Genomic DNA, 22132 nt, shown 5'->3' on the forward strand with positions numbered 1-22132 from the left:
GGATTACAGGGCGTTGTGGGCCATCAGCCCTTTTTTGGTAGCGAGAAAATAAAGGTCTTTTCCCTCCTCTAGCACATTCACCGGATCAAATCGCTCCTCATCGGCGGCGTCAAGGCATTTGACCAAACCGGCCAAATAAAGCGAATTCAGCGTCTCCAGAAGCAATTGATCCTCCCAGCCCAGCGTCTCACTGAGGTAGGAATAGGGTTGGACAAAGTACAGCTCGTCGAGGAGGTCAAATTCTGCGTCACTCATCATATTACATTCAAAGCCTAAAATAAGCATTCTTCAATTGCTGCGTCCCTTCCATAGGAAATTTCCACGCAGCGCCCCGACAGCTACCGTCAAGACATATAAGGTGTGTGCCAGGCTGGTCAGGACAAAATCGAAACCAGACCGGTGAAACCCTAAGGCACGCAAAACGCGGCCGAGGGCAATTCCTTCGGCGGATATTTTCCCCAACCAAACCGCAAGAAACATCAACACGCCAAGCTGCCCAAGTCCCATAAGCATCACGCTTCCGCCCCAAATCACCTGAGCCAAAACAGGTAACACAGCGGACCACGCGTGCATCCGGTCTCGGTGGACTCGCCACTTCCCGGCCCATCTCACCCGCTGGTTGATCATCTCGGAAACCTTCGCCTGGGGCTTCGTGAGCACCAGACTTTCGGCAAAAGGCAAATAAACGCAGCTTTCTGCACCGAACTTCCGAAGGATTTTTTTTAGCAAAAACTCGTCGTCACCGGATAGATAGTGAAAATTTTGATCGTAGCCATTGACTTTCTGAAAGGCAGATTTGCGATAGGCGAGATTGGCTCCACTGCACATCAACGGCTTTTTGACAGCGAAGAAATACTGCGTCATCAACAGGATGCTCGCCCACTCTATCTGCTGAAAGCGCTGAAAAAAAGTACTTTGTTCTGCAGAAATCACCGGCCCACAGACCAGCTGTACCCGAGGGTCTGCAAAAGGAGCAAGCATTTTTTTGAGCCAATGTTCCGAAAAGCCGCAATCTGCATCCGAGCAAAGGATCAGTTCAGTGCGGGCTTGCTCCACGCCCAATTGCAGTGCTGTTTTTTTTCCCGAACCCAGACTTTTCAGGACTTTCATTCGTGAATCCAGTCGGGCTTTTTCTTCCAAAAGTCCAAACGTCCGATCCTCACTTTGATCATCGATCAGGAGAATATCGAGTGCAGGATAGTCCAGCTTTCGAATTTCAATAAAAAGCGCTTCAATATTTTCCGCCTCATTTCTGAGCGGGATCAGCAAGGTAACCGGAAAAAGGTTTTGTTCGGAATCGGTCTTTTGATGCAGCCTTGGCCATTTTCTCCCAATCCAGCTCAGCAACACGAAGTAACACCCTGTCCAAAGGAGGTAAAAACTGATCATCTTTTCGGCTAACTTGCGAGGGTGAGTAAAGAAGAGAAAAAAGAGCCAAAGGAAAAAATCATCCTCGGAATCGACCCTGGCACCACGGTAATGGGCTACGGACTGATCCTGACCGAAGGAAAAAAATACAAAATCCTCCAGTATGGAGTGATTCACCTGAAGAAGTACGAAACTCACGAGCTGAAGCTGAAGAAAATATTTGAGCGGATTTCTGGAATATTAGATGAGTTTGCTCCGGATTCGGTCGCCCTGGAAGCGCCTTTCTACGGAGTCAACGTCCAATCGATGCTCAAGCTCGGGCGTGCGCAAGGGGTGGCCATGGCGGCGGCACTTTCCAAAGAGATACCGATTACCGAATACTCTCCCAAAAAAGTCAAGCAATCCGTCACCGGCAATGGAAATGCCTCCAAGGAGCAGGTAGCGGCCATGTTGCAGACGCTGTTGGGCATTGCCGAATTGCCGAAATTACTCGATGCGACGGATGCGCTTGCAGTAGCGCTGTGTCATCACTTCCACGAAGGAAGGGTGCAGACTCGCGGGCGCACCGAGGGATGGAAGTCTTTTCTTGAAGAAAACCCCGATCGCATCAAAAAATAAACCCCGGACATTGCTGCCGGGGCCTATTGTTCCAAGGTACCGGCCACCACGAGCCGTCAAACTTCTTTCAATTCCCTCCAAAGGTATACCCCACAGATAACTTGAAAACCTGATTTTTCACGTCGGTGTTGTAATAATTCAGTGACGTAAACCCGACATCATAGCTTGCTTGTGCGTTAAATCCCAGCGGCAGCTTTACTTGCGCGCCAAACACCCCCGCCACTTCATATCCCTTGGTAGCGTCTGTGCTGCTGCTGCTTTGACCACCGTTTTCATACTTACTCGAAGCGAGTAGAGATGCCTGCGGGCCAGCAAAAACATTCAACACAGGGAGCAAATTCAACCGAACGAGAACAGGGATATCAATGTACCCTAAACTTTCCTTCACCTCGTTACCGGTCACAACTTCGGTACTGTTATAGCCTTTTTGTGCATACTGAATTCCCGGTTCGACTGAAATAAAGCCTTCTCCCAACGTGTAATAGGCTCCAAGATGAAGTCCGGATTTTGCCTCAAAATTGGTATTGGAGAAGTTGGAGGAACTAAATCCGGCCCTAATTCCAAATTGTGCCTGTGCAGTAGCGACAAATCCTACCAGAAAGAATACCAACAAAACTTTTCTCATGATTCAAATAGTTATAATTTCCAGTAAAACTAACGCAGGAATGTCTAATTCTTATTTCTATCCTACTTTTTAAAAAGCCCAAAATGGAAAAAATTTTTGGAATGTTTGACCAATTCCCTGATCTAATGACAGAAGACAAGATCGCCTTTACCGATAAACTTGAGCTGATCACATTGGAAAAAGGGAAGCTATTTGAACAAGAGGGAAAGGTCTGCAGCTACCTATATTTTGTCAGAAGTGGATCTGCCAGGAGTTTTTACGTCAAAGACAACAAAGATATCACCGTTTCTTTCACCTTAGAAGGAGAATTCACCACCGCGATGCACTCGTTTATTTCCCGTAAACCCTCCTATGAAAACATCGAGGTTATGGAAAAGTCGGTGATTGCCAGGATCAGCCACGAATCTCTCCTCAACTTGTTCGAAAACCATCATGGCTTGGAGCGCACTTATAGATTGATTTTGGAGCAATACTACATCATGCTCGAAGAGCAACTGATCTTTGTCAAATTCAAATCCGCAATGGATCGATACTTAGATCTGATGGAAAATCGCCCGAAAATCATACATAAGGCTTCGGTCGGACAGATTGCCTCCTACTTAGACATGAGCATCGAGACGCTTAGCAGAATCCGCAGCAAGATCTGATTATTTGATCTTTCTCAACAGACAATTCTTTCGGCAAGCGCTACTTTTGGGAACAAATGTTCATCCAAAACCCAGCACTCCATGCATAGACTAATGCGTTTACTTGCGATTCCAATCCTGATGGCTGGAATTTTCTCCTGTGGCACAACCAGCAACGAGCAATCTTTTGATTCATCCAAGCTCGCCCGGATGAGCCAGGAAGAGGTAGAAAAAGTAATCGAAGCATTCATTATGGCTGAGGATTCCAGCACGATCCTAATCCCCGAGGGATTCTACGACCTGAGCACCCAGCTGATCCTCGACAACAAAAAGGCAGTCACCATCAAAGGAGCCGGAATGGACAAGACGGTGCTTTCCTTCAGAAATCTAAAGTCCGGTGGTGAAGGCGTGAAAATCGTCGGAAACAACATCAGAATCGAAGACCTGAGCATCGAAGATGCACCGGGCGATGGACTCAAAGCCCAGCATTCTGACGGGATCGTATTCCGTAGAATCAATGTCACCTGGACCAATGGCGACAAATCCAAAAATGGCACCTACGCAATCTACCCGGTACAGTGCAAAAATGTGATGATCGACGAATGCATCGCCTCTCACTCGAAAGATGCAGGGATCTATGTCGGCCAATCTGAGAATATCATCGTGAAGAATTCCTTGGCTTTCGGAAATGTAGCGGGTATCGAGATCGAAAACTCGGACAATGCGGAGGTTTTCGGCAACACGGCCAGAGACAATTCGGGGGGAATCTTGGTATTCAATCTACCTGGCCTTCCAAGATCCGACGGTAAAGGCACCAAGATTTACGACAACGAAGTCATTAACAACAATCACGAAAATTTTGCAACCGGAAATGGAGACGGCCCCAACGGAAACACGATCACGATGATTCCTCCGGGCTCAGGCATCGTGCTCTTGGCCGCAAAAGAGGTGGAGATTTTTGACAACCGCATCCACAACAACAAGACTTCCGGTGTCGCCATCGCCAGCTACCAGATCACAGGATTTCCGACAGACGCTCCGAACTGGTCGCCCTACACCACGGACATCTACGTACACGACAATTCCTATGAAAGAAAAACCCTGTCCATGCCTGACCTGACCCGGGAGCTCGGCCAACTTATCAGCGTACACAATGCCTACGGCCCAGCCAAAACGCAGGACATCATCTATGACGGAATCTGGGATACCGACCTAAGCAAAACAATCGATTCAAACCCGATGCGAATTTGCATTCAGGAAAAAGGCATCGAAGACCTGCATTTCACCCGATTCTACCTCATGGATGGCCAAGATCACATTGAGGCCTTCAAGGATTACCAGATTTTCCAAAACTGCAAAGTGGACGTCGCTACCGATATCTCGGGAGTTGCGGCTTTGTGAGCAAATTCTTAGCGAAAAATTGATAGAGAAGATGGAAAAAATCACTTGGAAGATAGGGATCAGTTCAGTCCTGCTAGCTGCAGCAGTGTTGGTTTCCTGCGGGAAAAATGAAGAAACGGCAAGCTCACCAACTGGAGTTTTGGTCGACGAAACTGCAACTGGAGTTTTCCCTTACAAAAGACTGTCTACCTATGGGTTTTTCGAAGGAGAGTTGAAGGCTCTGAATCCGCGCGGATCAGTCGTCTTGTACAAACCGGCCTCCTCGCTGTTTACCGACTACGCCCTGAAAAGTCGATTTATATTCATTCCGACTGGTCAAAAAGCACATCTCAACGGAACCAAGATCGACTTTCCCATCGGGAGCATCCTGATCAAAAACTTCTACTATCCCACAGATTTCAGAAAACCGGAGGGAGAAAGAAGAATCATCGAAACCCGTCTGCTAATCCATGAAGAGAAGGGTTGGCAGGCCTACCCCTACCTTTGGGACGCCGCGCAGACTGAGGCGGTGCTGAAGGTCGTCGGCGCTGAAACCGAGGTCAAATTCATCGATTACTCTGGCAAAGACCAAGTCATCAATTATATCGTTCCCAACAAAAACCAGTGCAAAACCTGCCACAATCAGTCGGAAACCTTAGCGCCCATCGGTGTCAAAACCCAGCATCTCAACAGTGAGCTGAACTACGGATCGGTAATCGAAAACCAACTCGAACACTGGACTAATCTTTCGATCTTAGACGGCTTCGAAGGCGCTGAGCGCCATCCTAGCATGATCGACTACGAGGATCAGTCCCAGTCGATCACAGATCGGGCGATGGCCTACTTGGATATCAACTGCGCACATTGCCACAGTGCCGAGGGGCCAGCGAGTACGTCGGGGCTTTTCCTCACCTACGATCAGACTGACCCACTTAAGATGGGTATAAACAAAACTCCAGTCGCTGCAGGCAAGGGAGCCGGCTCACACACCTTTGATATCGCTCCGGGCAAACCGGATGAATCTATCGTAACCTATCGAATGAACTCAACTGAAGTCGGTGTTGCGATGCCAGAATTAGGCCGAACAACCGTTCACAAAGAGGGTGTAGAATTGATCCGGCAGTGGATCCAGGGTATGAAATAAAAGAAAGGGCTGCTCCCACAGCCCTTTCACCCAACACTCGATTAAAAAGTATAGCCTAATGAAATCTTGAAGCCGCGGTTGTAAATGTCGGCATCACTGTCCTTGAAGACCGGTGTCATTCCCAGGTCATACGACCCTTGAACATTAAATCCTTGCGGCAGATTATAGCCCAAGCCAAATACCAATCCAGCGTCGGTTTCCTTCACCGCGTCAGAATCAAAGGAAAAAGTAGAGTCTCCAATGTCTCCTTCAAACTTAGATTTGGTAAGGAATGAAATCTGCGGCCCTGCAAAAAAATTGAAACCTTCTCCGACTTTCAATCGCAGCAAGATAGGCACATCAACATAGTCGAGTACTGCGCGACTATTGAGCCCGTCGTCATTTTGGGTTCCCTTGATCGAATAGAAGACACCCGGCTCGATCGCAATCGCCCCTTCTCCCAATAAACTTGCGTAGATACCCGCGTGAAAACCCGCACGGTTGGTATAGTCGGCTTCGGAGACGTCTGATCCGCCGAAGTTAAAGAAGTTGGCACCGCCTCTGATGCCGACTCCGCTCTGGGCATTTGCAGCAGCAGCGGTCAAAAACGCCAAAGAAAACAACAACAAATATTTTTTCATGGTTCTAGTTGGTTGATTCGCTTTGATCTAGCCCATTTCAATGCCAAATCTGCGGATCAACCGTTGAAACCCAGAATTCTAAACGATTGCTTTTTCTATATATGCAGAGTTGAGCAGGCCTAGCGCCCCCATGTATTTTAGGCTAAAAGACAGCGTTTCACCCACTTTATGGCCCTTTTGGTTGGTGCCGAGGTTCACGATAAGCATGTCCGAACTTGCCCCCAAAATCACAATTTCCGGATCTTTAGGAAACAAGTAGTTTGGAGAAACATCCAACAATCCTACGTCAACAATTGCCCGAAATGAGGTTTTACCGTAGAGAGATTCATCAATTTCCGCAATTTCTCCGCTTGGGTTTGCTGCGAGAATACCGGTGGGAAGCAACGGCTTTTCCTGTAGTTCGATGATCTCGGCATGCAGTTCAAGTACGTCACCGTGCATACCCTCGATGATTTCCTCTTTGACCAAATCCACTCCGAAATAGAGCGTCTCCCCCACTCTGAAATGATTGATCCCCTGGGGAAGCTGGTGAGAAAGCATCAACGGAATCGTCACCGAAGTGCCTGCCGACAGCCATGGGATCTCCCGGCCGAACTTCAACTCGATGATCTGCTTATACAGCGACAGTTGGATCAGCTTGTCAGTACTAGGCATCACGCCATTAAGGCAATTAAGATTGGTACCCAAGCCAATGACTTCGATTCGGGGAAGTTGAAACACTTCCTGATAAAAGTCGATCAGCTGCTCACCCATCACACCTTCGCGCAGGTCGCCGGTCTCCACCATGATGATGATCTTGTGGTTTTTCTCCTGATTGACCGCTTCTGCACTGATCATTCGGATGGTTTCGAGCTCTGAGTTGAGGCTCACATCTGCGAATTCCACCATCTTGCCCACGTTCTTCTTGGACACCGGTTTGATGTACACGGTCTGAACGTCACGCTTGAGACGCTTGATCATGGCGAGATTGGATATCCGGCTATCATGTATCTCGTTGATCCCAAGATTGATCAATTCCTGAAGAAATAACTTGTTGCCACATAGCAATTTGGACACGACTCCCCAGCTTACGTTGCGGTCTTCGAAAAGCTCTTTCATCCGGATGTAATTCGTGCGGAGTTTTTCGCGGTCTAAGGTCAGTACTGCCATCTTATTTTTGAGTTAATCGCATTTCAAGGTACTTATTGGTAAAGCCCAATCGCTCGTAAAGTTTCTTGGCGGGATTGTCTGGCTCCACATGCAATGCGATAGCACCATTCGCCATCTTTATAGCCATATCGAGGATTTTTTTCCCGATTCCCATGCCACGCATTTTTTCATCCACAGCGATATAGACCAGTATATTTTCAGGAATGTAACCCGACATACCCGTCTTGTTCATCACTAAAGCTCCAAGGATCTGTCCTTCCTCTTTGGCCAAGATGACAAAGCCTCCCGCATGCATACCAGCATCCAAGGTGTAATCGAGACATTTTAGAATATCCTCCTTCGGATCACCAAATTTCCCTAAGTGCACCAGTAGAAAATCGGCGATTTCATTCTTTTGGAGAAAGGTGGCATTATCGATGGCTGACAGTGATTCTAATTGGATCATAGTTTATTTTTTTCATTGGTTCGAAATGTATTCAACGCCCAAAAGACGAAAACGGAAACAAAAATTCCGTAGAAATTTGGGTCTAGATTTAGCGGCAGGTCTACTGCAAAAAATGAAAGTCCGGCAGTGACGCTTCCTCCGGATATCATCGCCCCAATGGCCGCGCGGGAATTTCTTTGGCCAAAAAACAATCCGGCGATTACCGGAACCAAGAGCCCTGACACCATAAATCCATAGGAATACAGCATCAGGGTCAGCACCTCAGTCATCTGCCAAGCCAACAAGACTGCCAGAATACCGATGCCCAAGGTAACACCCTGAATCAGCCGCAGCTCCTGTGCATGGGATTTGATAGTGAAAAATTTTCTCAAAAGATCCGTGACCAAATTACCAGACGCTGCCATCAAGCAGGAATCTGCGGTGGACAACACTGCCGAAAAATAAGCTGACATCATCAGGCCTAAAATCCCCGCCGGAAGTATCTGCCGAAGCAAAACCGGAAGCCCAAGCTCAGGATCCATCGCGGCAGTGAAACCTTCCAGTGCCCCTTGCTCGACTGCGACTCTTGAAAGTAAACCCAGAAAAACCCCCATAAAAGCCATGATCGGCCACTCAAATAGTCCGGCGATAAACCAGGCCCGTTGGGCAGATTTCTGATCCCGAGCCGCAAAAATCCGCTGATAGAGCGTCATTCCTACAAACCAGATCGGCACAATAGTGATGCCCCAGTTGACCGCGTCCTGCCAAGTCAGCTGCGAGAAAGACAAAAAACTGGCGGGCAAGGTCTCGGTAATGCCTGCCCAGCCGCCAACATAAGAATATGCTGCTGGAATGCCGATCCCCATCAAGCCGAGCATCAGGATAATCCACTGGATTGTGTCGGTATAGATCACCGCCTTCAGCCCTCCCATCACAGTGTACACCACGGCAACGGTCCCCATGATCAACAAAGCGACGGGTAGTTCCAAAGCAGGAAACGTCCCTGAGGCGAGCTTGGCACCCGCCAAAAGTTGTGAGGAAGTAAATCCAAGGTAGCCTAAAAAACAGATAACCGCAGCTACGATGGCGGCCTTAGAGTCAAAGAGGTGTCCGATGATCTGGGGGAAAGTATAGAACTTAGAAAATGCCGGGTCAGACTTCACTCTGGGAATCAAAAAAACTGCCGCGAGCCAGGCTCCGATCAGGCCAGTAAAAAGCATCCAGGAACCCGAAAGTCCCATCGCAAATCCGAGCCCCCCAAGGCCAATTGAGAAACCACCGCCCACGTCGGTAGCAACTACTGAGAGGCCTATGTGCCAACTACCTATCGACCGTCCTCCAACATAATAATCCTCCTGGCTGGTGTTTTTTTTCATGAAATAATATCCCACTCCCAACATGGCTACCATGTAGGCAACGAAGATCACCAGATCCAAGAAATACATTGTGCTCTTCACTGTTAAACAAAACCGTACTAAAATATAATTTTTCAAAGGTACTAAAATCGAAGCGAAAGGGCAATTCTATTTCGTTTTATCAATTATAACGCAACATAAGTGCAGTAAATTCTAGGTTATATCCTATTTCTTGAATTAAGAAAAGTTGAAATCATGGACGCTATCGAGGCAAAAAAGACGGCTATCTCCCGTTAAACAAAAAAAAGAGTCCTGAATCCGAGATCTTTAATCCGGTAGGAAAAGAAGAGATTTTCATAGCGCCTACTTGATTCTCAAACCGCCAAAAATACGCGGAGTCCATCTTCTGGAGAAGCAGGACAACCTACCCTACTATTCTATAGGTTTGCATTCCTAAACTCGCTTTATCCCTTCAAAGACTTTGTGGCCAAAAAGCCCATTACGAAAAAAGCCAGACCTGAGGTCTGGCTTTGATTCCATTTATGTCTTTAATCAAACGTTTTCGCTGGTCATTGAGGCTGAGAAATACTCTCTGTTCATTCTGGCTATATTGGTGATCGAGATACCTTTTGGACACTCGGCTTCGCAGGCTCCTGTGTTCGTACAAGCGCCGAATCCCTCGGCATCCATCTGAGCGACCATTTTTTCAACCCTTGTTTTACGCTCGACTTGACCCTGTGGAAGCAAGGCCAGTTGAGAAACTTTCGCAGAAGTAAAGAGCATCGCGGAAGCATTTTTACAAGCAGCTACGCAAGCACCACAGCCGATGCACTGGGCCGCGTCCATAGCTAGTTCCGCGATAGTCTTTGAAACCGGAATCTCATTGGCATCGGGAACACCACCAGTATTGATGTTGACATAGCCTCCCGCCTGGATGATGCGATCAAAAGCGTAGCGATCTACGACCAAATCTTTGACCACGGGAAACGCTTTGGCTCTCCAAGGCTCTATGGTAATGGATTGCCCATCTTCGAAAGATCTCATGTGCAGCTGGCAGGTCGTAGTTTGCAGCGGGCCGTGAGGCTTACCATTGATCACCAAGGAGCAAGTACCGCAGATTCCTTCGCGACAATCGTGGTCAAAGTGGACGGGATCCTCACCTTTCTCGCTCAATTCTTCATTCAACACATCCAGCATCTCGAGGAAAGACATGTCTTTGGAAACGTCACTAACGGGATAAGTAGCGAAGCCGCCTTTGTCCGATGCGTTTTTCTGTCTCCAGATTTTTAAAGTCAGTTTCATATTTAGCTATGAATTTTTGTCCAAAGATTATTTGTAAGAACGCTGGGTCAGCTTCACGTTTTCGAATACCAAGGGCTCTTGGTTGAGCTCTTCTTCCTGACCTTCGCCCATATACTTCCAGGCAGCAACGTAGGCATAGTTTTCATCGTCACGAAGCGCCTCCCCTTCTGGGGTTTGAAATTCCTCGCGGAAGTGTCCTCCGCAAGATTCGTTTCTGTTGAGGGCATCGTCGACCATAAGTTCACCGAGCTCCAGGAAGTCGGCGACACGATGCGCTTTTTCTAGAGAAAGGTTCAGTTCCTCGTTGGTTCCGAGCACCTTCACATCCGACCAGAACTCCTTTTTCAGCTCCTTGATTTCGGCTTTGGCCTTCTTCAAGCCTTCTGCAGTCCTCGCCATTCCGCAATAGTTCCACATGATCTTGCCCAGCTTTTTGTGAAAATGATCGATAGTCTGCTTACCATTGATCTTCAACAACTTGCTGATTCGGCTTTTTACTTCATCCGCTACCTTGGCAAATTCAGGATGGTTGACATCTACTGGCTTTGGAGGCGTTTGCGCCAAATAATCACCGATAGTATATGGAATCACAAAGTATCCGTCAGCCAGTCCCTGCATCAGGGCAGAAGCTCCCAGCCTATTGGCTCCGTGGTCGGAGAAATTGGCTTCACCCAGGCAATAGAGACCGGGGATCGTCGTCATCAGGTTGTAGTCGACCCAGAGTCCACCCATGGTATAGTGCACCGCCGGATAGATCATCATCGGAGTTTCGTAAGGATTCTCTCCCGTGATCTGCTTGTACATATCAAAGAGGTTACCATATTTGGACTCAATGACCGATTTGCCATCCCGCTTGATCGCATCCCGGAAGTCAAGGAAAACGGCCTCACCGGTTTCGTTGACACCCCGACCGTCATCGCATGCCTCTTTAGCATTTCTGGAAGCCACATCACGGGGCACCAGGTTTCCGAAAGAGGGATATTTTCTCTCTAAGAAGTAATCTCTATCCACTTCTTTCAGGTCGCTGACTTTGATCTGACCTTTTCTCAGCTTTTCCGCATTTTCTTTCGAAGCAGGCACCCAAACACGTCCATCATTTCTCAACGATTCTGACATCAAAGTCAGCTTGGACTGATGATCTCCGGAAACCGGGATACAGGTAGGGTGAATCTGGGTAAAACAAGGATTGGCGAAGTAAGCGCCACGCTTGTGCGCTCTCCAGGCAGCGGTCACGTTGCAACCCATTGCGTTGGTAGATAGAAAAAACACGTTACCGTAGCCACCCGTGCAGAGTAAGACTGCGTGTGCGGCGTGAGTTTCGACCGCACCGGTGATCAGATTTCGGGTGACGATACCTCGGGCTTGGCCGTCGATCATCACTACGTCCATCATCTCGGTGCGCGGATAGAGCTTTACTTTGCCCGTCGCTACTTGACGGCTGAGGGCAGAGTAGGCGCCCAAAAGCAATTGCTGTCCAGTTTGGCCCCGGGCGTAAAACGTACGTGAAACCTGTGCACCGCCAAAAGAGCGGTTGGCCAGCAATCCCCCATACTCCCGGGCAAAAGGAACACCTTGCGCCACACACTGATCAATGATTTTTACCGACACCTCAGCCAGGCGATACACATTGCCTTCGCGAGATCTGTAATCTCCGCCTTTTATCGTGTCGTAGAAAAGTCTGTAAATAGAGTCGCCGTCGTTCTGATAGTTTTTGGCAGCGTTTATCCCACCCTGCGCAGCAATGGAGTGCGCTCTGCGGGGGCTATCGTGAAAAGTGAATGCTTTGACATTGTAACCCAACTCAGCCAAAGAAGCAGCGGCAGCAGCTCCAGCCAAACCGGTTCCTACTACAATGACATCATATTTTCGCTTGTTGGCCGGGTTCACCAGCTTACTGTTAAACTTGTGCTTAGTCCATTTTTCTGCCAAAGGACCTGCAGGCATTTTGGAATCTAGTATCATCGGGACTGTAAATTAGCTGTTGAAATAGATGTAAACTGGCATTGCCGCAAAAAGTACCGGAACTACGATACAGAAAACCAAACCCACAGTTTTAATTGCCGGGGAGTATTTTTTGTGATTGATGCCCAAGGACTGGAACGCCGAAGCGAAGCCGTGAGAAAGGTGAAAAGCAAGAAAGGCCATCGCGATCACATACAAGGCGACCATCCATGTTTGTTGGAAAGCGACTTGAACCACCGCATACAGATCCTTGTACTCTTCTCCCTCATAGGTCACTGTAGGAATAGCTCCCCAATGCATCTGATACCAGAAGCTATACATGTGTCCGACCAAAAACAACAAAATGATCGTACCCAAGATCCCCATATTACGAGAAGCCATTGAGCTGTTGGTAGAAGACCCCGACACCGCATATCCAATTGGTCTTGCGGATTTGTTAAGCCTACTCAATCCGATGGAATAAATGACGTGGCCGATCACCGAGAGGTAAGTCAAGTAAGAAAGCAACTTAACAATGGGATTGGTGGTCATGAATTTGGCATAGATATTAAATGCCTCACCGCCGTCGTTATAAAACAACTGCATGTTACCGGCTAAATGGCCGATCAAAAACAGAATAAGAAAAAGGCCGGTGAGAGCCATTATCAACTTTCTGCCGAGAGTGCTTTTCAAGGTTTTGGTAACCCAGCTCATAAAATTTGCGATTAATTTAGAACGAAAGTCTTTGTTTGTTAGGTGTCCAAATTTACACGGGGAACCGATAGCAAACAATGCAATCGAATGCGTTTTCTTTATTTTAATCGTTTCTAAATAGTTTTTTTCAAACTCGATAATTAATTTGTTAATCAGAATTACAAACAAGCCGGAGGTTTTTATTGTTTGAATTTTCGGTGAATTTCTAGTTTCTTCCAGTTATTTCGTAGTCGGTAAGTCAGACGAACAGTTTTTGGAATTAACTTTTGCGATTCCAACACGTTTTCAGGAATAAATCACCAAAGTCAACCACGCATGAAGCTCAAACTTTCTCTTGGAATCTTTTTCATCTATCTGGTAGCGGGTATTTCCACAGCATGGGCCACACACATCCGAGCAGGAGAAATTATTGCAGAACGCATAAGCGTCCAATCGCTCACCTATCGAATCACCGTCGTCGGATATACTGATACTCGATCCAGTGTGGTATTCGGTCCTGGCTTGATCAACTTTGGTGACGGCAGAGAAGTACCGCTTAACACGGAGAGCGATTTCTCCACAGTCGAAGACCTAGGGGACATGATCGAAAAAAACACCTTCGTCATCACCCATACCTTTCAAGGGCCTGGCCAATACAGGATACGCTTTCAGGAATTCAACCGTAATGACCTTACCCTCAACATGGACAATTCGGTGGACACTCCTTTTTATGTAGAAACTGAGATCAATATTGATCCTTTCATCGGAGTTAACAACTCGCCGGTTCTGACGATTCCCCCAGTAGACAACGGAGCGATCAACGTCCGGTATATACACAATCCAGGCGCCTACGATCCTGATGGAGACAGCCTTTCTTATGCGATGGATGTACCAAAGCAGGCTTTCCAACGCCCTGTAAACAACTACAGAAGCCCTGCAAGTCCGGAATTCAGCTTCAGTCAAGAAGATGGCACTACGCCCGCTTTTCTTCGTATTGATCCACAATTTGGGGACTTGATATGGGATGCCCCCGGAACTGCCGGGCAGTTTAACGTAGCTTTTCGGATCATCGAGTGGCGTAAAATCAACGGGAAATTTGAGCAAATCGGCTTCGTCGTTCGCGACATGCAAATCATCATAGAGAACTCAAACAATCGTAGACCTGAGCTGATTTTACCGGACGACATCTGCGTGGAGGCAGGAACATTGATCCAAGAAATCATTCAAGGCACGGATCCCGATGGAGATCCTGTAAAAATTGAGGTCTTTGGTGAACCGGTTGAGATCACCACCTCTCCGGCAACTTACGATCCGGAAAGCGAGTTCCAACCCCAGCCAGGCATCGTCAACTTCTCATGGCAGACAGTATGCGGCCATGTTCGTGCCAGGGAATATGAAGTTCGTGTGCGTATCACCGACCAACCTCGATCTGGGCCGAAATTGGTAGACATCAAAACTTGGAAAATCAAAGTGGTGGGACCTCCACCTGTCTGGGATGAGCTGGAGCAGCAATCCGGAAGAAGTGTCGAACTAACCTGGGATCCTTATGTATGCGGCAATTCAGCCAATGAAATGCAGGTTTGGAGACGAATCAACTCGGATCCCTACCAGCCCGACAGTTGTGAAACCGGCATTCGCGCCGGATATGAGCTGGTAGGTACAACCAACATGCAAACCTTCTCCTTTACCGACCTCAACAGTGGTGATGGTCTCGCACCTGGCAACACGTATTGCTATCGACTGGTGGCAGCTTTTCCTGAACCCAGGAGTGGTGAGAGTGTCGTGTCCGAAGAAATATGTATTACCATCGATGTCGATGTACCGATCATTACCAATGTAAGTGTCGAAGAAACCAACCCTAGCACTGGACAAATCTTCGTTAAGTGGACTCCCCCTTACGATATCGACAAAGTTCAGTTTCCAGGCCCATATACCTATGAATTGCTCAGAAGTGAAGGGTTCAATGGAAATACCAACCGAATTTCCTTGGGAATCACCTCGGACACACTTTTCACAGACACCGGGCTGAACACCGAGAATCTCGTGTACAACTACCGCGTGGTCTTGCTGGACAACAATACCAAAATAGATACTTCCTCGGTTGCTTCATCTGTTTGGGTGCAACCCACAATAATCAATGAAGCAATTGAACTAAACTGGACTTTCAATGTCCCTTGGAACAATTCAGTCGGGCAGTACAGGCATGAGGTCTATAGAAATCGAACCGATGCCAACGCCCAAGATGAAGATACTTTTGTAAAAATCGCAGATGTGGACGTGACCACAAACGGCTTCAAGTATCTCGACGATGGCAGCTTCAACGGCATGCCGCTGGTGAAGGAACTAGAGTACTGCTATTACGTCATTACCAAAGGATCCTATAATGTCGCCGGACTGGTTTATCCTCTGGAAAACAAATCTCAAATCACCTGTGCGAAGCCGGATGACAACCGCCTTCCTTGCCCACCCGTCTTGACTTTCGAAGGTCCGGAGTGCTCAGCCTATGTTGCAGAGCAAGCCTGTACCAACACCACATTTGAACACGAGCTGAGCTGGGTTCCCGACTTCAGCGGCGACTGCGACGATGAACTGAGTGGATACAGGTTATACTTCACACCTGACGGGGAAGAAGGCTTATTCAACTTAGTACGCGAACTCAATTCTCTGGAGCTGGAGACTACGCTTACTAACCTCCCGAATTATCGTGGATGCTATTACATCACCGCAGTGGATCGCTCTGGAAATGAAAGCGAGCCAAGCAATGTGGTCTGCGTTGACAACTGTCCGGTTTACAACCTGCCAAACGCCTTTACTCCCAACGGAGATGGCAACAACGACACCTTCATCGCCTTTGACAACCCATTCTCAGCCTGTCCGCGCTTCGTCAGTGCCGTGGAAATCTTCATCGTAAACCGTTGGGGAACGGAAGTATTCAGATACAACAGTCTCGAGTCCAACGAAAATGACATCTTCATCCGTTGGGATGGTAAAGACAAAAACGGTAATGAACTGCCAGCCGGCACTTATTTCTATTCCGGCTCAGTCACTTTCGATGTCCTGGATCCTGCTCAAAAAGAACGCGACCTCAAGGGAACCATTCAGCTCCTGCGATGATTGGGGACAAGTCTGTCATCCTCTTTGACGGAGTCTGTAACCTTTGCAATTCATCGATTGACTTTGTATTAAAGCGAGATAAAAAAAACCGGTTTCTCGTAGGGGCACTACAGTCCGAGAAAGGAACGAAGCTTCTTTCCAGATTTGACTCAAACCCGGAATACCTGGATTCTTTGGTTCTGATCGAGAAGGATCAAATTTACTTTCGCAGTACAGCAGCGCTGAGAATCGCCAAAAAACTCACCGGACTTTGGCCGCTTCTGTATGGAATCATCATCGTCCCCGCTATTCTAAGGGACGCCGTATACGACTGGATTGGCAAAAATCGGTATCGCTGGTTTGGAAAGAAAAACACCTGCAGACTTCCTTCTCCTGCGGAAAAGGCTAAGTTTTTATAAGATGCCCTGCGACATTTCAAAATTTCGAGTTCAGGGATCTGACTTTTCTCCACCAAAGCCGATCAAGTAGAAAAGCCTATATTTATCCCTTCAAAAAAAACACAACGAATGAAAGCTTTTGTTTTTCCGGGCCAAGGAGCCCAATTCCCTGGGATGGGAAAATCGCTGTACGAAGAAAACCCAACAGCTAAAGCATTTTTCGAGCAAGCCAATGACATCTTGGGATTCCGGATCACAGACATCATGTTTGGAGGAACCGAGGAGGAGCTCAAGCAAACCAAAGTAACCCAGCCGGCGATCTTCCTCCACTCCGTGATATTGGCGAAGACAGCGCCTGAATTCATCCCTGACATGGTCGCCGGACACTCTTTGGGAGAATTTTCCGCGTTGGTTGCCAACGGCTCACTAGCTTTCGAAGATGGCTTAAAATTGGTTTATCAGCGTGCCTTAGCTATGCAAGAGGCTTGCGAAATCAACCCTTCCACCATGGCTGCGATTCTTGGGTTGGCGGATGAAAAAGTAGAAGAAATCTGCGCCTCAATTACCGAAGAAATCGTCGTTCCGGCCAACTACAACTGTCCCGGCCAATTGGTGATTTCCGGCACAATGAAAGGCATCGAGATCGCTTGCGAAAAGATGAAAGCTGCCGGTGCCAAACGCGCATTGCCATTGCCAGTCGGCGGCGCGTTTCACTCTCCGCTAATGGAACCTGCGAGAGAAAAACTTCAGAAAGCGATCGAAGAAACCGAGTTCCGTGCGCCCGGATGTAAGATCTATCAAAACGTCAGCACAGAGGGCATCATGGATGTAATCGAAATAAAAAATAATTTGATTGCTCAATTGACCGCACCTGTCAAATGGACGCAGTCTATTCAGCACATGGTCCGAGACGGCGCTACACAGTTTGTCGAGTGCGGCCCTGGAAAAGTTCTTCAGGGGCTGGTCAAAAAAATCCACTCCGAGGCAGAAGTTTCAGGACTCTAAGATTCAAATCCCGCTCATAAGGCGGGATTTTTTAATTCCTACTCTCCAAGGGTTTCAAATCCCTTGGAGAGTGTTTATCTCAATACATTTGTCCTGCTTCTCCAGAGGCGCGGAGTTATTGCAGAATTCACCTTTTGAAAACCTTCACCTCGCTCAAATCCTCTCCTTCAGCCAACATTTCCAGAGAGTTCTTCCCCGTAACCGGATTCACTTTTTGCGGCAAAATAGCTGCGAGCGGCACCAGCACAAATTCCCGTTGCGCGATGTAAGGGTGAGGAATCTGCAAAAGCGAAGTGTTGATTTTTCTCTCTCCGAAATACAGGATATCAATATCCATCGTTCGATCCCCCCAATGTTCGTCCCGCTTCCGCCCTAATTGAGATTCAATCCCCTGAATTATTCCCAGCACTTCTTCTGGCTGTTTCTCGGTCAAAACCACCACAACTTGATTCAAAAAATTGCCTTTGGCCACGCCACCCCAAGCAGAGGTCTCGTAGACTTCTGAAACCCTTACCAATTGAAAGTGGATTTTGATCGCTTCTATTGCCTTAGAAAGTAACATTTCCCGATCACCTTTGTTTCCTCCTAAACTTAATACCACCTCAGTTTGCATCGCTTATCACTTTTCGATTGTAAAGGTCAGGTAAAAAGGGCAAATTTCGGGTTCTAAACCAAATCTTATGAAATTCTTAGGCAACGTATTGGCCGTAATTGTTGGCTTGTTCATATTTACGATTCTCAGTTCTCTTCTCTTTTTTGGAATCATCGGAATGATCGCTGCATCCTCCGAAAAGGAGGTGTCAGTTAGAGAAAACAGTATCCTTCACCTCGATCTCAACGGTAGGATATTGGTCGAGCGGACAGCGGAAGACGACCTCGATCTGGGAGCTTTTGGCAATCCTTTTGGATCGGACATGAATGCCGGTTTGATTAATTTGAAAAAGGCCATTCTGGAAGCCAAAACCAACGAAAACATCAAAGGCATCTACCTCAATACCGGATTGATCATGGCTGGGCAAGCCAATCTGCTGGAGCTTCGAGAGGCATTGGTGGACTTCAAAGAATCCGGAAAATTCATCCTGACCTACGACGAAGCCTATTCCGAAGGTGGATATTTTCTCGCTTCTGTCGCTGACGAAATCTACCTCAACCCGATGGGAGCCATCGATTTCAACGGCTTTTCCTCAGAAGGAATTTTCTTTAAGGGACTCTTCGAAAAAGTCGGCATCAAGCCGGAAGTATTCCGAGTCGGCGAATTCAAAAGCGCGGTGGAGCCTTTCATTCTGGAAAAAATGAGTCCTGAAAATCGACTTCAAACACAATATTTCCTCAATGACATCAACAATCTCGCGGTTTCGAAAATTGCCGAATCCCGAGGAATTCCTTTGGATAGCCTGAAGAAAATCAATTCAGAAATGCTCGTAAGAAAAGCAAAAGACGCCGTGACGTACCAACTTGCCACTGCCTTGGCTTATGAAGATGAAGTCCGCGCCAAGCTTCGCGAAAAGCTGGGAATCGGCGAAGACGATGAGATCCACACCATCAACGCTACTGATCTTGGATCTATGGCAAAATCAAAAAATATCACGTCCAGCAACAGGATTGCGGTCATTGTCGCTGAAGGAGAGATCGTGGGTGGCGACGTGGACGGAGCCTTAAGCTCTGAAAAATTCGCCAAGGAAATTCGCAAGGCAAGGAAAGATGACAACATTAAAGCGATCGTCCTGAGAGTGAATTCCCCGGGAGGCTCTATCGTCGCTTCCGACGTGATCTGGAGAGAGATGACCGAAGCGAAGAAGGCCAAGCCGCTGATCGTCTCTATGGGAGAAGTGGCGGCATCCGGCGGTTACTACATCTCAGCGCCAGCCGACACTATTGTCGCTCAGCCCAACACGATCACAGGTTCCATAGGGATTTTCGGCTTGTGGTTTAACGTTCAGGACTTGCTCAATGAGAAGCTGGGCATAACCACTGACGGCGTCTCGACCGGAGAACTTTCTGACTTTATGAATCCGACCCGACCGCTGACCGACGTCGAAAGAACCATCATCCAAACCAGCATTGAAGAAGGCTACGAAACCTTTATTTCCCGGGTGGCCGAAGGACGCGGTATGCACCCCGACTCAGTCAAAAAAGTGGCTTCAGGCCGGGTCTGGACCGGGACTCAAGCCAAGGAAAGAGGCCTAGTCGATGTGCTAGGCGGCTTGAATACCGCGATCGACATCGCAGCCGCTAAGATTGACGCAGGAGACGACTATCGGGTCATTTACTATCCAAAGCAGGAAACCTGGATCGAAAACCTAATGGGAAGTTTTGGAGACAAGGTGCAGTTGAGAATCCTTCAGGCCCGGTTGGGGGATAATTTTTACCTGATCGAAAAAATCAAAAAACTCCAAAACTATCACGGCATACAAGTCCGGTTGCCGCAGGATATTGTGATCAAATAAAAGCACAGCACCCTCCAAGAGTTTTGAATCTCTTGGAGGGTTTGTTGTTCTACTGCTTCTGTAAAAGATACTTCCAAGCCTCGACTACATTCCCTTTTTCAAGCTCTTCTTTGGCTCTGAGATGCAGGTGATCCAGCCAAGATTCCGAGTCATTTTTGAAGCGAAGCCGCATTTCGGCAAGTTCGGAAGAGTGGGAAAGCTCTTCGACTTCCGCTACCGAAGGCAAGTTCATCACGTTACCGAGCCTGCCCAGATTATTCCCGGTCAATATTGGACTGTTTCGGATTTCATCCGGAATCTGATCCACTCCGATTCCGAGATTGGCAAGGGGTTTTGGAATCTGAAAAAGTGAATCCGGGGTAATCTTGGCATACCATGCACCCCCTAGTCGGGCCACTGGACTGAGTTTATGCGGGTCGATGACTCCATTTTCATCCAGGATCGATTCACTGATATGCATGGTCACGACCTCGCAAATCACCAAATTCCCAGCGCCCCCGTCGGTCCCAAGGGCTTTCACTTCATTGACTTTGCATTCGAGTGCCACTGCCGCTTCCTTCACCCGAGGAGGTGTGACCAAGTCTGACTTGACTGGAGTCAAACCCGCTTTTTCAAACTCATTGACGCCTTTTGGATATTCGGTGCTGGCCAGCGATAGCTGTTCGACCCGATCAAAACCCACAATATGAATCACCACTTCGGGCACTTCCAACACGTTTTGCAAGGTGTGTTTGGTGGAATTGTCCCGAACTCTTCTGGAGGGAGAAAAAATCAAAATCGGCGGATTGGAACTGAACATATTGAAGAAACTGAAGGGACTCAGGTTGACATTTCCGGCTTTGTCCACAGTACTGGCAAACGCAATAGGCCGGGGCGCCACTGCTCCCTGAAGCAGATTCTGAACTTCAACCGTACTCAGGTCTTTGGGATAAAAGGTTTTCATTTGATCAAATTAGAATGCAATTTTAAGGACATAAGCATTTTTACCAGAAAAAATTTCTACCATGTTTCGAAAGAGATTCCCAACCCTGTTTTTAGCAATCGCGCTTTTTTTTTGTTTTTCGGAAAATCTGCTCGCGCAACATCATCTTATCGCCAGCTACAACGTCCGCTATGATAATCCCGGTGATGAAGGCAACCTTTGGAAAGATCGATTGCCTCGGATCACCGGTCTGATCCAATTTCATCAAATCGGACTCTTCGGAACTCAAGAAGGCCTCAGCCATCAAGTTAAGCAAATGAGCGAGGGCTTGGGCTATAAATACCTCGGGGTCGGACGAGATGACGGAGACGAAAAAGGTGAATTTACCGCGATTCTTTTCGATCCAAAACTTTATAAACTGGAAGATTCCGGCACCTTTTGGCTTTCTCCGACTCCCGAGACCCCGAGCAAAGGATGGGATGCGGCGCTAAATCGGATCTGCACCTGGGGAAGATTCAAGGATCAAAAAGGCAAAAAATTCTACGTCTTCAATGTGCACTACGACCATGTCGGACAGCAGGCCCGAGAGGAAAGCAGCAAACTTGTAATGGAGAAAGTCAAAGAAATCAACACGCAAAACCTACCCGCTATCCTGATGGGAGACTTCAATGTCAAGCCAGACAATGCGGCCTATACCACCATCACGGCCAATCCTAGTTGGAAAGATGCGCGACTGATTTCAAAAATCCCGGCCTACGGTCCCAAAGGAACATTTTCGGCTTTCGACTGGGATAGGATGCCGGACGGGATCATCGATCACATCTTTGTACAGGGCAAGATCAACGTGATTCGCCACGGGATCTTGACGGATAACTATGGCAAAAAGTATCCGTCCGATCACTTTCCAGTGTTGGTTGAATTGGAGTTTTAACTCACTTCAACATTCGAAATTCAGCATTCGGTGTTCTTCATTCGAATGCTGGATTATTTTGTCTTAATGGCCAAAGCCGGATTGCAAATCC

General features: G+C 47.7%; 21 protein-coding genes. 9 read left to right on the forward strand and 12 right to left on the reverse strand.

Annotated features, from left to right (window positions below):
- Positions 1–3: 3 nt before the first annotated feature.
- Positions 4–255 (reverse strand): hypothetical protein, encoded by a 252-nt coding sequence (locus ABD031_RS17940; protein WP_343853961.1) that lies wholly within the window; start codon positions 253–255, stop codon positions 4–6.
- Positions 256–288: 33 nt separating this feature from the next.
- A complete protein-coding gene (locus ABD031_RS17945) occupies positions 289–1389 on the reverse strand; it encodes a glycosyltransferase (protein WP_343853963.1) in 1101 nt (366 codons plus the stop codon).
- 21 nt (positions 1390–1410) lie between these two features.
- Between ABD031_RS17945 and ruvC the strand changes: the two genes are divergently transcribed.
- Positions 1411–1986 (forward strand): crossover junction endodeoxyribonuclease RuvC, encoded by a 576-nt coding sequence (ruvC, locus tag ABD031_RS17950; RefSeq protein WP_343853965.1) that lies wholly within the window; start codon positions 1411–1413, stop codon positions 1984–1986.
- Positions 1987–2053: 67 nt separating this feature from the next.
- Here ruvC and ABD031_RS17955 read toward each other — a convergent pair whose 3' ends face one another.
- Positions 2054–2611 (reverse strand): porin family protein, encoded by a 558-nt coding sequence (locus ABD031_RS17955; RefSeq protein ID WP_343853966.1) that lies wholly within the window; start codon positions 2609–2611, stop codon positions 2054–2056.
- 83 nt (positions 2612–2694) lie between these two features.
- Between ABD031_RS17955 and ABD031_RS17960 the strand changes: the two genes are divergently transcribed.
- From ABD031_RS17960 to ABD031_RS17970, 3 genes are all read left to right on the forward strand, one after another.
- Positions 2695–3258, forward strand: a complete 564-nt coding sequence (locus ABD031_RS17960) for a Crp/Fnr family transcriptional regulator (protein ID WP_343853968.1) — start codon at positions 2695–2697, stop codon at positions 3256–3258.
- Between the two features lie 81 nt (positions 3259–3339).
- Positions 3340–4638 (forward strand): parallel beta-helix domain-containing protein, encoded by a 1299-nt coding sequence (locus tag ABD031_RS17965; protein WP_343853969.1) that lies wholly within the window; start codon positions 3340–3342, stop codon positions 4636–4638.
- Between the two features lie 31 nt (positions 4639–4669).
- Complete coding sequence (locus ABD031_RS17970; protein ID WP_343853970.1) at positions 4670–5761, forward strand: SO2930 family diheme c-type cytochrome; 1092 nt, start codon at positions 4670–4672, stop codon at positions 5759–5761.
- 41 nt (positions 5762–5802) lie between these two features.
- On the opposite strand, the gene ABD031_RS17975 is transcribed toward ABD031_RS17970, so the two are convergent.
- The 7 genes from ABD031_RS17975 to ABD031_RS18005 all read right to left on the reverse strand — a co-directional run bounded on the left by ABD031_RS17975 (position 5803) and on the right by ABD031_RS18005 (position 13266).
- Positions 5803–6381: a porin family protein gene (locus tag ABD031_RS17975; protein WP_343853971.1), complete on the reverse strand. Its 579-nt coding sequence runs from the start codon at positions 6379–6381 to the stop codon at positions 5803–5805.
- Positions 6382–6459: 78 nt separating this feature from the next.
- Positions 6460–7530: an alanine racemase gene (locus ABD031_RS17980; protein WP_343853973.1), complete on the reverse strand. Its 1071-nt coding sequence runs from the start codon at positions 7528–7530 to the stop codon at positions 6460–6462.
- A 1-nt stretch (position 7531) separates the two neighbouring features.
- Entirely contained in the window at positions 7532–7975 is a 444-nt protein-coding gene (locus ABD031_RS17985) for a GNAT family N-acetyltransferase (RefSeq protein ID WP_343853974.1), read from the reverse strand.
- Positions 7972–9399, reverse strand: coding sequence for a sodium:solute symporter family protein (locus tag ABD031_RS17990; protein ID WP_343854110.1), 1428 nt, complete (start codon positions 9397–9399; stop codon positions 7972–7974). Before ABD031_RS17990 ends, ABD031_RS17985 begins: the two co-directional genes overlap by 4 nt.
- Before the next feature lie 462 nt (positions 9400–9861).
- The gene (locus tag ABD031_RS17995) at positions 9862–10611 is read right to left on the reverse strand and encodes a succinate dehydrogenase/fumarate reductase iron-sulfur subunit (protein WP_343853975.1); all 750 of its coding nucleotides are present in this window, start codon (positions 10609–10611) and stop codon (positions 9862–9864) included.
- A 27-nt stretch (positions 10612–10638) separates the two neighbouring features.
- Complete coding sequence (locus tag ABD031_RS18000) at positions 10639–12573, reverse strand: fumarate reductase/succinate dehydrogenase flavoprotein subunit (protein WP_343853977.1); 1935 nt, start codon at positions 12571–12573, stop codon at positions 10639–10641.
- Positions 12574–12585: 12 nt separating this feature from the next.
- Positions 12586–13266: a succinate dehydrogenase cytochrome b subunit gene (locus ABD031_RS18005; protein WP_343853978.1), complete on the reverse strand. Its 681-nt coding sequence runs from the start codon at positions 13264–13266 to the stop codon at positions 12586–12588.
- A gap of 315 nt (positions 13267–13581) precedes the next feature.
- Here ABD031_RS18005 and ABD031_RS18010 point away from each other — a divergent pair, with 315 nt between their 5' ends.
- The 3 genes from ABD031_RS18010 (at position 13582) to fabD (ending at position 17741) form a co-directional block, all read left to right on the forward strand.
- On the forward strand, positions 13582–16359 hold the full coding sequence (locus tag ABD031_RS18010; RefSeq protein WP_343853979.1) for a T9SS type B sorting domain-containing protein: 2778 nt from the start codon (positions 13582–13584) through the stop codon (positions 16357–16359).
- Positions 16356–16757 (forward strand): thiol-disulfide oxidoreductase DCC family protein, encoded by a 402-nt coding sequence (locus tag ABD031_RS18015; RefSeq protein WP_343853980.1) that lies wholly within the window; start codon positions 16356–16358, stop codon positions 16755–16757. The genes ABD031_RS18010 and ABD031_RS18015 overlap by 4 nt, the downstream gene beginning before the upstream one ends.
- Positions 16758–16865: 108 nt before the next feature.
- A complete protein-coding gene (fabD, locus tag ABD031_RS18020) occupies positions 16866–17741 on the forward strand; it encodes an ACP S-malonyltransferase (protein WP_343853982.1) in 876 nt (291 codons plus the stop codon).
- Between the two features lie 127 nt (positions 17742–17868).
- Here the strand turns inward: fabD and folK are convergent, their stop codons facing one another.
- Positions 17869–18354: a 2-amino-4-hydroxy-6-hydroxymethyldihydropteridine diphosphokinase gene (gene folK, locus ABD031_RS18025; RefSeq protein WP_343853983.1), complete on the reverse strand. Its 486-nt coding sequence runs from the start codon at positions 18352–18354 to the stop codon at positions 17869–17871.
- Positions 18355–18421: 67 nt separating this feature from the next.
- On the opposite strand from folK, the gene sppA reads away from it, so the two are divergent.
- On the forward strand, positions 18422–20188 hold the full coding sequence (gene sppA / locus ABD031_RS18030; RefSeq protein WP_343853984.1) for a signal peptide peptidase SppA: 1767 nt from the start codon (positions 18422–18424) through the stop codon (positions 20186–20188).
- 49 nt (positions 20189–20237) lie between these two features.
- Here the strand turns inward: sppA and ABD031_RS18035 are convergent, their stop codons facing one another.
- On the reverse strand, positions 20238–21131 hold the full coding sequence (locus ABD031_RS18035) for a flavin reductase family protein (protein WP_343853986.1): 894 nt from the start codon (positions 21129–21131) through the stop codon (positions 20238–20240).
- Positions 21132–21192: 61 nt separating this feature from the next.
- Here ABD031_RS18035 and ABD031_RS18040 point away from each other — a divergent pair, with 61 nt between their 5' ends.
- Positions 21193–22041: an endonuclease/exonuclease/phosphatase family protein gene (locus ABD031_RS18040; RefSeq protein ID WP_343853988.1), complete on the forward strand. Its 849-nt coding sequence runs from the start codon at positions 21193–21195 to the stop codon at positions 22039–22041.
- Positions 22042–22132 lie beyond the last annotated feature (91 nt).

Source organism: Algoriphagus jejuensis, assembly GCF_039523455.1.
Classification (GTDB): domain Bacteria; phylum Bacteroidota; class Bacteroidia; order Cytophagales; family Cyclobacteriaceae; genus Algoriphagus; species Algoriphagus jejuensis.